Origin of the sequence: Chloracidobacterium sp. (assembly GCA_025057975.1) — a bacterium.
Classification (GTDB): domain Bacteria; phylum Acidobacteriota; class Blastocatellia; order Chloracidobacteriales; family Chloracidobacteriaceae; genus Chloracidobacterium.
On sequence record JANWUV010000002.1, the window covers coordinates 206189 to 218835 of the forward strand.

A 12647-nucleotide genomic window follows, 5' to 3' on the forward strand; every position below is an offset into this window, starting at 1 on the left:
TGCATTAGGAGGCCTCAGCGGTCTCCGTAAGCCGTTCTAGGCTAATGACGCCGGACACGTTCCGAATCGCCTGCATCACCCGTGAAAGATGCTTAGCGTCATGAATGTCGAGCGTCAGGGTGATGCGTCCGAAGCCGTCCGCGCCGACATGAGCATGCGACTCGCGAATGTTGGTCTTGACTTCCGCGACGGCGGTGGTCACGTTGGCAAGAATGCCGGGGCGGTTTTCAGTCGTGGCTGAAAGCGTCACCGGGTATGTCGTTGTGCCTTCCGTCTCGATGACCCAGTCCACATCAATGATACGTTCCCGATTAATCATCAAGTTGGCGGCGTTCGGGCAATCAGCGCGGTGGACGGCGACGCCCTTTCCGCGCGTGATGTAGCCGATGATCTTTTCGCCTCGAATCGGCGAGCAGCAACGCGCTCGGAACACCAGAATATCGTCAATCCCGCGTACTTGGATGCGGTCAGGACCTAACCGAAGGTACTTCTTCACCAACCGTCCGACCTTGGCGAGGCCGTTGGCGGGTGTTTGCGCGTCGAGTTCGGTCAACTTAGACGGTGGAACAAACTTCGCCAGCACATGGCGCGCTTCCAGTTTGCCGTAGCCGACGGCGGCGATGAGGTCTTCATCCCGCTGATAGCCATGTTCCTGCGCCGCACGGTTGAGGTCACCAGATTCTATCAGCTTGCGCAGGTTGAGTTTTAGCCGCTCAGCTTCACGCTCAAGCGACTTACGCCCGATTTCAAGCGATCGCCGCCGTTCGGTCTCCACCAAGTAGCGCCGAATTTTGTTCCGCGCACGGGCGGTTTTGACCAACTTCAACCAGTCTTGACTCGGCTTGGCGTTGGGCGAGGTCAGAATCTCGACGACATCGCCGTTTTTGAGTTCGTATGACAGCTTGACGATGTTGCCGTTGACCTTAGCCCCGACACAGTGTTGACCAATGTCACTGTGGATTGCGTAGGCGAAGTCAATCGGACACGAACCGCGCGGCAGCTCCAACACCTTGCCCTTCGGCGTATAGGCGTACACCTCGTTGGGGTACAGGTTGATTTTCAGTTCATCAAGGAACTCGCGGGAGTCGGACACTTCCTGCTGCCACTCGACGAGGCGCTTGAGCCAAGCATAGGTTTCGTGGTCCTCCTTGAGCGCCGAACGCCCTTCCTTGTAGCGCCAGTGCGCGGCAATGCCTTCTTCGGCGATCTTGTGCATTTCAGCCGTACGGATTTGCACTTCAAAGGCATGCCCGATGTCGCCCACCACCGAGGTGTGGAGCGATTGGTACATGTTGTTGCGCGGAATGCCGATCCAGTCCTTGAAGCGTCCCGGTATGGGCTTCCAGATGTTGTGGACGACACCGACCGCCGCGTAACAGTCGGCGATGTCCTGCGTAATCACGCGGACGGCCATCAGATCATAAACCTGGTCAATAGAAATGGCGCGTTCCTTAAGCTTGCGGTACAGGCTGTAAAGGCGCTTGATGCGGCCTTGAATCTCAACGACCTTGACGTTGTGTTCTGGGAGCTTCTCCTGAAGCGTTGCGCGCACATGCGCAAGGTCGGCTTCCAACGCCGGGCGGCGTTGATCCACAATTGCCTTCAAATGGCGGTAATCGTCCGGGTATAGGTACTGAAAGCTGAGGTCCTCAAGTTCACCGCGAATTTTCCCCATGCCCAGCCGGTGGGCGATAGGCGCATAGATGTCAAGGGTTTCCTGTGCCTTGGCGGCGCGTTTTTCCGGCGGCAGGTAATCCAGCGTACGCATGTTGTGCAGCCGGTCGGCCAGCTTGACCAGCACCACGCGGATGTCGTCCACCATCGCCAGCAGCATTTTGCGGACGGTTTCCGCCTGTCGTTCCTCACGTGAGGTGTACTCGATGCTGGAGATTTTGGTTAGCCCGTCCACCAGATGGGCGATTTCATCGCCAAATTGGGCGCGGATCTCATCCAGCGTAACATGGGTGTCTTCGACAAGGTCATGGAGTAAGCCAGTTGTTACGCAGACGACATCAAGGCGCATCTCGGCGAGGATGTAGGCCACAGCCAGCGGGTGCATCAGGTACGGCTCACCGGACTTCCGCACTTGCCCTTTGTGCATCTGCGCCGACAGCAAATACGCCCGACGCAACAGGTCAAGGTCGGCGTTGGGATGGTAGCGTTCGACTTTTTCGGCAATATCTTCAAATCGAATCACAGTCATACGCCTTACGCCGAGGACAGCTCATGGTCGGGGACATAACTATAACGCGCCGCACAAGCATGCTGGATGGCAATTTGCTGTGTAACGTGGTCTAACGGAGGTCGGTTCATGGCGGCGACGGCACGAACTGTGACAGCTTGGGTGGGTCTGTTTCTGACGGCTTTTCTAAGCGTCGGCGTGTTTCGGGAGCAGGCGCAAGCTCAGGAAGACATCGTGTTGCGCAGCAACCTCGTGACGATTGAAGTCACCGTCACCGACGCTCAGGGTCGCCCGCTGACCGGACTGCACCGCGACGATTTTCTCATTTACGAAGAGGGTAGTCCCCGGCGCATTGAGTTTTTTCAAGCGAACGGCGAGCAAGCCCTGCGTCCGCTGGCCGTTGTCTTCGCCTTCGACGTTTCAGGCAGTGTGACGCCTGAAGAGGCGGCGCTGCAACGGCGGGCGCTCGAAGCTTTTTTGGCTGAACGACACCCTGAGTCAGTCTTTGCCTTGGTGACGTTCAACAACGAGGTGCGGGTTCTCGAAGGCTTCACCAAGGAACCAGCCAAGCTGTTGGCCAAACTGGATCGCTTCAAGAACTTCGGCGGCTCGACACGTCTATTCGACGCTGTGGACAAGTCGCTCAGCCTCTTCAGAAAAGTGCCGCGACAACGTGCCGGGCGCGTCCTGCGGCGGCTGATTGTCTTGCTGACAGACGGGTTTGACAGCGCCAGTAACGTCAATCTGGACGACCTGCTGCGGCGGGTTAACGAGCAAGAAGTGACGGTGTACAGTGTTACTTCGCCGTCCTACACCCTGACGGTCGCCGGTCGGGTGCGCGTGCCGACGCCGCTAGACGCCACGCGCCTTGTCCCGCTGACCGGCGGGCGGGATTTTCCAATGACGCCGGGGAAGGATTACAGCGAGTCGTTTCGCGCCATCGCCAGAGAGGCGGCGACAAGCTACACGCTGGCGTATGAGCCAAGCGAAGCAACGGGTGGGCGAAGCGGCTTTCGGCGAATTTCAGTACGGTTGCGGCATCCAGACGCGGTTGTACGCGCCAACCGCGAGGGGTACTACACCCAGCCGTAACGAGAAGCCAGCGCCTCGGCGTTACCTGATGGCTACACGCTTGGGGAAGTCGCCGGCAAAGCGGCCGGCGTCGCTTCCCCGCTCGGTTGGAGGCAAGGGCTTTGCAACTCCGTTAGCGGAACTCGCCGTTCCAGTTGCCGACAAGAGGACGGTCGCCAGCGCTCCCAAAGGTGATGGTTATGTCCGGTGTTCCGCTGGCGTTGGCGTTGCGCAGCAGGAACTGGCCGTTGCGGAAGACGCCGACCGAATCAAAGCCCTTGCCGGTCCAGTCGCCCGCCACCGGACGGTCACCCGCCTGCCCAAAGGCGAATATCGTATCCGCCGGACCGGTGGTGTTGTTGTTGCGAAGCAGGAAGGTCCCATCGCGGAAGACACCGACGCTGGTCTTCCCGTCTCCGTTCCAATCGCCCACTACGGGCAGGTCGGAGGCCTGCCCAAAACTCACAGCGCGGTCGGCAAAGCCAGCGGTGTTGTTGTCCTTCAGGAAAAACACGCCGTTGCGGAAGACACCCACGGAGTCAAAACCTTTGCCCGTCCAATCCCCTGCCACGGGAAGATCGCCGGGCGCGCCGTAGTTGAAGGCGAAATCGGCAAAGCCGGCCGTGTTGCTGTTTCTGAGAAAGAACTGCGCAGTGGCCGGGCGAAAGACGCCGATGGTATCCACACCATCGCCGTCCCAGTCGCCGACAATTGGGATGTCTCCGGGCAGACCATACGCAAAGGCGGCGTCGGCTGTGCCGCTTGTGTTGGTATTCCGGGTAAACACCGTCGCCGCCGCGCTAAAGACGCCGATCTTGGTCACATCCGTCACGAGGCGACCGGCCAGCGAGCCGCCAGACAGGCCAGTAACATTGCCGGATGAGACTTCCGCCAGTTGGACGGCGCGTCCGGTCACGAGGTCCACGCTGAAAATCTGACTAACGCCGCCCGCACCGGTGAAGAGTATCCCGCGTCCGCCACGTACAGGCGCATTACTGGTCTGTGCGCGGACGTTGGGCGAAATGTCGAAGCCGTTGACCGTGTCAATTGGGAGCGGCGCCCCGTTGAAGGTGATGTTGGCGACGAAAATTTGCGTGCCGGAGTTGGGCGGACTCTGGATGTAAAGTGCGCGGCCGGCGGCGTCAATCGTGTACTGCGTCGTCACGGTTGTTCCCGCAAAAGCGTTGGTGTAGGCCGTCGCTGCCACGCCGGTCAAACCTGCCGGCAGCCCATTGATGGCACCGTCCATCTGGACGCCGGGGGCGTTGGGGTTGCCGTCTAACGGCTGCCCGTCGTTGGGATTGATGCGGAAGTTGAGGCCGGTGGCGGTCGTCACGCGCAGGCGGTCAACGACCGGATTGAAATCCATACCGTAGCCTCCTGGCGGGAGCGGTACCTGCGTTGCGCCGTCGGCCTGCACATACGCGATGGCGGACGGAGCCATCGGGCTGCAGGCGCCGGTTTTCGGGTCAACCAAATACAACGTCCCCCTGGCAGCAAACACATCAATGCCTAAACCGTAGAACTGTCCCGTTGCCGGGCGGAAGTCAACGCCAACGAGTCGTTCATTGGCAGCGACGCCGGTCACAGTGACCTCGTTTGTAGCGAGCGCACCGAGACTGATCTGTACCAAGCGCGTGCCGTTCTGGTTTAGCGCAACGGCGAACTCACCGCTTACAGGGCGCATTTGGATAGCGAGACCCTGCACAGGTGTGGTTCCATCGCCAACCAGGCCAACCAACCGCGCCGCGCCGGTGGCGAGTTCAATCGCGTAAAGGCCATTCACGCCACCGACTTGCAACACGGCAAAAGCCGTACCCGACGCAACCGGCGCGCCCGCCGTCGCTGTGTTGACGCCGTCTGCAACGTCAAAACCACCGACCTGCGTAAAGTTGAGCGGGCTGCCGCTGACCGTCACCGGCAGTGGATTCACTTGCGTCCCGCTGTTGGGTGGATTTTGAATGAAGAGTCGGCGGCTGCCAGCGTCAAGTGTGTATTGCGTCGTGACGGCAGCCAGTCCGTTGTTGTTGGTGTAAAGCGTCGAGTCCACCCGCGTCGTAGCGCCGCCAATATTGGCGTCCGGCTGCACGCCGGGCGCGCCGGGGTTGCCGTCAATCAGCAGCCCTGTGTTGGGGTTGATGCGAAAGTTGAGACCGGCGCTGGTCACAATGCGCAACCGGTCAACGGCTGGGTTGAAATCAATCCCCACCGTTCCTGTGACTGGGATCGGGGTAGTTCCATCAGCGGCAACTAACCCCTGTGCTGTTGCGGTCAGCGGCGTCGCCGTTCCAGTACGATGGCTGATGCAGTAGAGCCGCACCTGCCCGCCGGCGTTGCGGGCCAGCCCGTACATCAGCCCATTCATCGGACGAAAATCAATGTCAACCAACGTCTCACCGTCGGCGAGTCCGGTGATAGGTATCGGTGCACTCGGGTTGGATGGGTTGTTAAGGCTGATTGGAATCAAGCGGTTGTTGGACAGGGTAAACGCGCCCTGCAGGCCGGTGACATTGAAGTTGGAGGCTAAAACCGTTGGTTGGATAGGCGTCACCTGCTTGATGACAGCTGGAGGGACAAACGCCCACCCTAGCAGTAGAAGCGCGCCAATGGCAGGGAATACTTTGATGTTCAAACGCATAGGTAGTCTCCCAATGATAATGAGGGACTGCGCCAACGGCGGCGTAACGGAGCCGCCGACATCCGTCATTCTGAGCTGAATACGTGTGGAATCTGCGCTGGACGGCGGGGATCTGATGTGGTCGCCTCCGTTCAGCGTGAGAAAACAGACGAATTGATGCGCGACTAATCACTTGGCGCGGCGCTTGTCAAGCAGACAAAGGCTGGTTTGAGCCGGACGGCTCCGGCGTCGTGAGCGCTGCACCCACCAGAAAGCGCGTTTCGAAAGCGACTTGCCATTTGGCGGGAGTGCCCTTACTGAGGTGTTTTTTTAGGGCTGTTCGATGAGACGTTGGAGCGCCTGACGATGCATGGCGGCGGCGGTCTCGGAAAAGCACATCAGCGTCGCCTGTATGTCGGTGTGTGTTGTGGTGAGTGCCTCCCAAAGGGTTCTAACGGCAATGTTGGCGGCGCGGTCAAGGGGAAAGCCGTACGCCCCGGTGGAAATCGCCGGGAAGGCAATGGTGCAGACACCATGGGCGGCGGCAAGGGCTAAGCTGTTGCGGTAACAGCTTGCCAAAAGATCGTCCTCCTGGTGCATCCCACCGCGCCAGATCGGGCCGACCGTATGGATAACCCACTTGGCGGGCAAACGGTAGCCGCGCGTGATTCTGGCTTGTCCGGGTGGGCAGCCGCCGAGCGTTCGGCACTCGGCCAACAGTTCTGGCCCGGCGGCGCGGTGAATCGCGCCATCCACACCGCCGCCGCCCAGCAGCGATGGATTTGCGGCGTTTACAATCGCGTCTCCGGTAAAGGTCGTAATATCACCGACGGCGACCAGTAAGCGATCCAGCATAGCTCCCTTTCGAGTGCCGTGATTATACACCAACAATGGCTAGACCGCGTTGATTGGCCAGTGCGACCGCCGCCTCACGGTCGAACACCAGCGTCTTGCCGGCCGTTACAGCCAGCGCCGTCGCTCCAGCGGCCAACATTGTCTCAACAGTCGTGAGGCCGATGACGGGCACATCAAAGCGCATGTCCTGCTGCGGCTTGGCGACCTTGACGACGGTGAGTTCCCGGCGGCGGGCCAGTTCCCCAGCCCGCAGAATGGCGGCGTCCGTTCCCTCCATCGCCTCCACCGCCACAACCGCCCGATTGCGAATGACAATTGTTTGGCCTAAATCGAGTCCGGCGATAACTCGCGCCACTTCCAACCCATAGTCAATGTCGGCTTGTTCACGAGCAGTGGGACGGCGTTTGGTCAGAACGCCCAGCGGCGCCAGCAGGTGTGGGACAAACAGCGTTGAATCCACCAGCTCAATGCCGTCGGCGGCCAGTTCGGCGACGACCGCGCCTAGCAGCGAGTCGGTATTGTTGCGGGCGAGTTTGACGAGCATCCGCGCCATCCGCCAGTCAGGGAGCGCGCCGCTGAAAATTTGCCGGTGCTTGACCTGCCCGGCCATGACAGCCCGCCGAACGCCTTCCCGCTTGAAGAAACGAATCATCTTGCCGAGTTGACCGACGCTGCACCATTCGACCGTGACCCCCTGTGCGGCGATGTCGGGCGAGGTTTCTTCCCGGATGGCTGCGACGACCATGCGGACGCCGGCGGCGCGCGCACCGTCCAAGACGTAGAAAGGAAATCGCCCGTTGCCGGCAATGAGACCGTACGTCTCTCCGTCGGCGACAAGCGGAGTAGAGGCGTCCGACATAGTGGCGGAAGCGTCAGCGGCGGCCTTCGGCTGGTTTGGTCTCAACCGGCTTTGTCCCCAGCGGCTTGGCGTCTGATTTCGCTCCATTCGGCTTAGCTTCCGACGGCGTTTCGGGCTTTGGGAGCAACGCCGAACCGGCCGGCCGCGCTGAACCAAAGTTGATCGGATTATCGAGAATGCGCTGGGCGAGATAGTTTTCAATTCGGGCGTCATTGGTCGCCGATGCCTGCAGCGCTGCGACAAGAATTTGCTCGCGCTGCTGACGGATAATGTCCACAATGCGCTTCCGAATTTCAGGGTTGTCCAGCTTGGGTTCGACGGGTTCAGTGCGCTTCCCGGTTAGCTTGAAAATGTAGATGCGGCCGTTGGCGCCGGGAATCGGTTCGGTAATCTGCCCCTCGGTCATGCTGAAGAAACGCTTGGCCAAAGCGTCACCGAACGTCTGACGGAGTGCGTCTTCTGGAAAGAAGCCAGCGTCGCCGCTGTTTTGCGCGGTTTGTATGTCTTCCGAAACGGTGCGGGCGACCGTGGCGAAGTCGTCGCCGGCCTTGAGACGCTCGGCGATCTTAGCGATTTTCTCCTTAGCCTGAACCTCGCCGATAGCGTCGTTTTTCAGTCCGTTGTCCGCCGGGTCTACGGCGATGATGCCGAGTGAAACACCGCGCTCAAGCCGGAACTGTTCCTTGTTCTGGTTGAAAAACTCTTCGATTTCCCTGTCGGATGGCGCCGGCACCTTCGCCTTGAGCTTGTCCTGAAGTTTGCTGACCAACAAGGCATGGCGGGTTTCAGTCCGAAACTCTTCTTCGGTCAACCCAGCTTCTTTGAGCTTCTTGCGGTAGTCCTCCTCCGAGAGTCCTTCATCAGCGATCTGCCGCTTGACGGCTTGATCCACTTCGGCGTCCGTGACTTGGATTTGCTCACGTTGGGCGCGTTGCAGGAGAATCTCTTCGCCAATGAGTGCATCCAACGCCTTGAGTTGGGCCGCCGCCAGCTCAATTGGACTTAAATCGCTTAGCTTGGCGTTGGGTTGCTGTTGCCTAATCGTTTGTTCGATGCGGCGGTTGACCTTGGAAAGCGGAATGACCACGGCGTTGACCTTAGCGGCGATTTCAGCCGTCCCACCGGTCGCGCCGTCAGTGGCGTTGCAGCCGGCGAGCAACCCGCTAACGCCGCTGGCTAGCGTTAGGATGAGAAGGAATGAGGCTAAACGCTTCACGAGCGACTCCTTGGAAGGCGACACAAGTTTGACTCGCATGTCCCGGTTTTGGTACAAACACGAGTTTCGCATACTAAAGGAAGACGAATCGAAGAGCAATCCACAGTGGTTTCATCGCTCCCGTTCGTTTTTCTAGCATTGCTTTGGAGGGGACATACTTCGTGGCACTCAGCGTCGAAACCAAAAGCGCAATCTTGAAGGAGTACGGCCGCCACCCGACCGACACCGGGTCATCAGAGGTGCAAATCGCTCTGTTGACCAAGCGAATTGAAGAGCTGACGGTACACTTCAAAACCCACGTCAAGGACAATCACTCACGGCGCGGTTTGCTCAAACTCGTCAGCCAGCGGCGGCGGCTTCTCAACTATCTCAAGCGGAAAGACGCCGAACGTTACCAACAGGTCATCTCAAAACTTGGTATTCGGAAGTAGGTTGAAGGCTTCCATCGGCGGGGCGGGTGCGCCAGAGCGGTGCGCTCGCTCCTCTACTGGGAGCGGCGTCTTAGGAAGCTTCCTCACATGGCCCGTCACCCGTCGAGCGCTCCGGCGCGCGGCTTGGGTGGCGGGCTTGCCTTTTGGAACGCCGCCGCCCAAAAGAAACACTTGACAAGCGACACGAAAGGTCGGGGTTTCCTCATGGAAGAAGGGAGATAACAACGGTATGTATGTCAAGCAAACGATTCAGATTGGTGGGAGGAGCTTATCGCTCGAAACAGGCAAAATCGCTCGGCAAGCCGACGGCGCTGTGATGGTGACCTGTGGTGAAACGGTGGTGCTGGTGACAGCCGTCGCCGCTAAAGAACCAAGCGCGCGCGGCTTCTTTCCGCTGACAGTGGATTATCGGGAATATGGTTACGCTTCTGGCCGGATTCCGGGCGGTTACTTCAAACGAGAAGGTCGGCCGACCGAACGGGAGATTCTGACGTGTCGGTTGATTGATCGCCCGCTCCGGCCGCTGTTTACAGACGGCTTCGACTGCGAGACACAGATCATCGCGCTGGTGATGTCGGCTGATAAGCACAACGATCCCGACGTACTCGCCATTACCGGCGCGTCGGCGGCGCTCTACATTTCGGACATTCCGTTTGAGACGCCAATTGCAGGCGTCCGGGTCGGGTTGGTGGATGGTAAGCTCGTCATCAACCCCACATATCAAGAAGTGCGCGCGTCGAGCCTAAACCTGACTGTCGCCGGCAGCGAAGAAGCAATTGTGATGGTCGAGGCGAGCGCAAAGGAAGTCAGTGAGGAGATCATCATCGAAGCGCTGCTTTTTGGTCACAACGAAATCAAACGGCTCTGCGCCTTCCAGCACGATTTGCGCGCCAAGGTCGGCAAGCCAAAGCGTAAGGTGACGCCGGTGGTCTTGGATGAAGCCATCCTACAGGCTGTCGCCGCTGAGTATACAGAACGCCTGCGGGCGGCCCTCGACGTACGCGGACGCAGCAAGTTGACGAGCTACGCCGAACTCGATGCCCTGGAAAAGGAAGTTGTTGAGCGATACCCGGCTGACAATCCTGACCAGCGCGCGATGGCGAAGCGCGTCTTTGAGCATTTGAAAGAGAAGATTTTCCGCGAGGACATTCTACTCAATCGTCGGCGTCCCGACGGACGCAAGTTCTCGGAGATTCGCCCGATTGAGATTGAGGTCGGCGTGTTGCCGCGCGCTCATGGGAGTGCGCTATTTACGCGCGGTGAAACGCAGGCGATTGTCACGGCGACACTGGGCACAAGCCAAGATGTGCAGTACTTGGACGATTTGGAAGTGGGCGAAATCAAGCGCGATTTCATGCTCAACTATAACTTCCTACCGTTCAGTGTGGGTGAGATCGGGCGAATGGGAAGCCCTGGACGGCGTGAGGTCGGTCATGGCGCGTTGGCGCATCGGGCGTTGCAGGCGGTGTTGCCGACTGACGACTTTCCCTACGTTACGCGCGTTGTGTCGGACATTACGGAATCCAATGGGTCATCCTCGATGGCGACGGTGTGCGGCGGGGCGTTGGCGCTGATGGACGCCGGCGTGCCGATCAAAGCGCCCGTCGCGGGAGTGGCGATGGGGTTGGTGATGGACGACAAGCGGTACGCCGTCCTGACCGACATCGCCGGCGCGGAAGACCACTACGGTGACATGGATTTCAAGGTGGCTGGCACGCGCCACGGTGTTACAGCCTTGCAGATGGACATCAAGGTGAAGGGCCTCAACGCGCAAATCTTGGCTGACGCCCTTCAGCAGGCCAAGCAGGGGCGACTGTACATTCTGGACAAGATGCAGGCCGTACTGCCGGCACCGCGTCCGCAAATCAATCCGTTGGCGCCGCGCATTCTGACGTTCCAAATCCCGGTCGCCAAGATTCGGGATGTCATTGGCACGGGCGGCAAGGTGATCCGTGGGATTGTGGAAAAGACTGGCTGTAAGATTGACATTGAGGATTCCGGGCGCGTCATAATCGCCGCTTCTGATCAGGAAGCTGGTCGGCGGGCGCAGGCGATGATCGAAGCCATCACTGAAGAGGCCGAGCCGGGGAAGACCTATCTTGGCACAGTGACGCGCATCGCCGAGTTCGGGGCGTTTGTCGAAATTTTCCCCGGCACGGAAGGGTTGCTCCACATTTCCGAAATCGCCAACTACCGTGTCCGGTCGGTCGCCGACGAGCTGAAGGAAGGTCAGCAGTTGATGGTGAAGTGCCTGAGTACGGATCCGAGCGGCAAGATTCGGCTCAGTCGGCGCGCTTTGCTCGAGGAGGAAGCCTCTACTCAAGGCAGCTCGGAGCGTCCGGCCGGCCCGGAGCGCGACAATGACCGCCGACCACGCCGCCGCTAGTGCATTTCTTGAGAAGCGCCGTAAGTGGAGCGGCGTCAGCCCGAAGCGCGGCCAAGCCCGCCGCTCCACCTAAAAACGCCTAACGCTGCTCTTTCACGTAGGGCATGCCCAGCGCCCTCGGTGGCGTGGACTTCCCGATAAAACCAGCCAACACCACCATCGTGAAAACATAGGGAATGATCTGGATAAACTGCGTTGGCACAGAGGACGTTCCCTGAAGCCGAATCTGAACGGCGTCCATAAAGCCGAAGAGCAGGCATGCGGCAAGTACACGAAACGGCAGCCAGTTGCCAAAAATGAGCGCCGCCAAAGCAATGTAGCCGCGTCCGGCGGTCATATTCCGTGTGTAGAGCGAATTTTGCCCAATCGAGAGATACACACCAGCGAGACCAGCCAGTAATCCTGAAATCAAAACCCCCTGCCAACGAATCCACGCCACGCTGACGCCCGCCGTCGCCGCCGCTTCCGGGTTTTCGCCCACGGCGCGCAGTCGCAGCCCAAAAGGCGTCTTGAAAAGGACAAACCTTGTCACTGGCGCAGCCACCAATGCAGCGACAATGGGCAGCGTTGGCAACGTTTGTGTTTTTGCTAACGACGGCGTCGAACCTGTGGACTCAAACAACGCCCCTGAAATCAAGGGCGGGACACCCAGCATCAAAATGTTGACGGCTGTCCCCGTCACGACCTGATCGGCCCGGCAGGTAATGCAGCAAAAAGCGTGGAGGGCGGCGACGCCTAGGCCAGCGGCAAGGCCGGTCAACAGCCCCAACCAAGGGCTTCCGGTGAGCGCCGTCACGGTCGCCGCCGTAAACGCTCCGGCTAGCATGATGCCTTCCAGCGCCATATTGATGACGCCGCTCCGTTCGGCGTACAGCCCGCCCAGCGCCGCCAAGATGAGCGGTGTCGAGAGCCGAAGCGCCGAGCCGCCCAAAGACAGAAGAAGCAGGAGGGTCTCGTACACAAAAAATCCTACAAATTACCGTCAAAAAATGTAAGCGTGACGAAAAACGGCAGCCCGTCGCTGAAGAGA

At 59.5% G+C, this 12647-nt stretch carries 9 protein-coding genes; 3 read left to right on the plus strand and 6 right to left on the minus strand.

The window, feature by feature from the left end; all coding sequences use genetic code 11:
- Window positions 1-4 precede the first annotated feature (4 nt).
- Complete coding sequence (locus NZ585_02600; GenBank protein ID MCS7078925.1) at window positions 5-2197, minus strand: bifunctional (p)ppGpp synthetase/guanosine-3',5'-bis(diphosphate) 3'-pyrophosphohydrolase; 2193 nt, start codon at window positions 2195-2197, stop codon at window positions 5-7.
- 114 nt (window positions 2198-2311) lie between these two features.
- Between NZ585_02600 and NZ585_02605 the strand changes: the two genes are divergently transcribed.
- Complete coding sequence (locus NZ585_02605; GenBank protein ID MCS7078926.1) at window positions 2312-3274, plus strand: VWA domain-containing protein; 963 nt, start codon at window positions 2312-2314, stop codon at window positions 3272-3274.
- Window positions 3275-3386: 112 nt separating this feature from the next.
- On the opposite strand, the gene NZ585_02610 is transcribed toward NZ585_02605, so the two are convergent.
- The 4 genes from NZ585_02610 to NZ585_02625 form a co-directional block, all read right to left on the minus strand.
- The gene (locus NZ585_02610) at window positions 3387-5891 is read right to left on the minus strand and encodes a DUF4394 domain-containing protein (protein MCS7078927.1); all 2505 of its coding nucleotides are present in this window, start codon (window positions 5889-5891) and stop codon (window positions 3387-3389) included.
- Window positions 5892-6200: 309 nt separating this feature from the next.
- The gene (locus NZ585_02615; GenBank protein ID MCS7078928.1) at window positions 6201-6725 is read right to left on the minus strand and encodes an O-acetyl-ADP-ribose deacetylase; all 525 of its coding nucleotides are present in this window, start codon (window positions 6723-6725) and stop codon (window positions 6201-6203) included.
- A 22-nt stretch (window positions 6726-6747) separates the two neighbouring features.
- The gene (lpxI, locus tag NZ585_02620; protein ID MCS7078929.1) at window positions 6748-7584 is read right to left on the minus strand and encodes a UDP-2,3-diacylglucosamine diphosphatase LpxI; all 837 of its coding nucleotides are present in this window, start codon (window positions 7582-7584) and stop codon (window positions 6748-6750) included.
- A 13-nt stretch (window positions 7585-7597) separates the two neighbouring features.
- Window positions 7598-8800, minus strand: a complete 1203-nt coding sequence (locus tag NZ585_02625) for a SurA N-terminal domain-containing protein (protein ID MCS7078930.1) — start codon at window positions 8798-8800, stop codon at window positions 7598-7600.
- Window positions 8801-8961: 161 nt separating this feature from the next.
- Between NZ585_02625 and rpsO the strand changes: the two genes are divergently transcribed.
- Window positions 8962-9231, plus strand: coding sequence for a 30S ribosomal protein S15 (gene rpsO / locus NZ585_02630; protein ID MCS7078931.1), 270 nt, complete (start codon window positions 8962-8964; stop codon window positions 9229-9231).
- Window positions 9232-9460: 229 nt separating this feature from the next.
- Window positions 9461-11617 carry a polyribonucleotide nucleotidyltransferase gene (gene pnp / locus NZ585_02635; GenBank protein ID MCS7078932.1) on the plus strand — a complete coding sequence of 719 codons (2157 nt, stop codon included), beginning with the start codon at window positions 9461-9463 and terminating at the stop codon, window positions 11615-11617.
- Window positions 11618-11696: 79 nt separating this feature from the next.
- Here pnp and NZ585_02640 read toward each other — a convergent pair whose 3' ends face one another.
- A complete protein-coding gene (locus NZ585_02640) occupies window positions 11697-12578 on the minus strand; it encodes an ABC transporter permease (protein ID MCS7078933.1) in 882 nt (293 codons plus the stop codon).
- Window positions 12579-12647 lie beyond the last annotated feature (69 nt).

Excerpts from the sequence above, each read along its gene's own strand:
- lpxI (MCS7078929.1), bottom strand. The coding sequence starts at position 7,584 with ATGTCGGACGCCTCTACTCCGCTTGTCGCCGACGGAGAGACGTACGGT.
- NZ585_02605 (MCS7078926.1), top strand. The coding sequence starts at position 2,312 with ATGGCGGCGACGGCACGAACTGTGACAGCTTGGGTGGGTCTGTTTCTG.
- pnp (MCS7078932.1), top strand. The coding sequence starts at position 9,461 with ATGTATGTCAAGCAAACGATTCAGATTGGTGGGAGGAGCTTATCGCTC.
- NZ585_02615 (MCS7078928.1), bottom strand. The coding sequence starts at position 6,725 with ATGCTGGATCGCTTACTGGTCGCCGTCGGTGATATTACGACCTTTACC.
- NZ585_02610 (MCS7078927.1), bottom strand. The coding sequence starts at position 5,891 with ATGCGTTTGAACATCAAAGTATTCCCTGCCATTGGCGCGCTTCTACTG.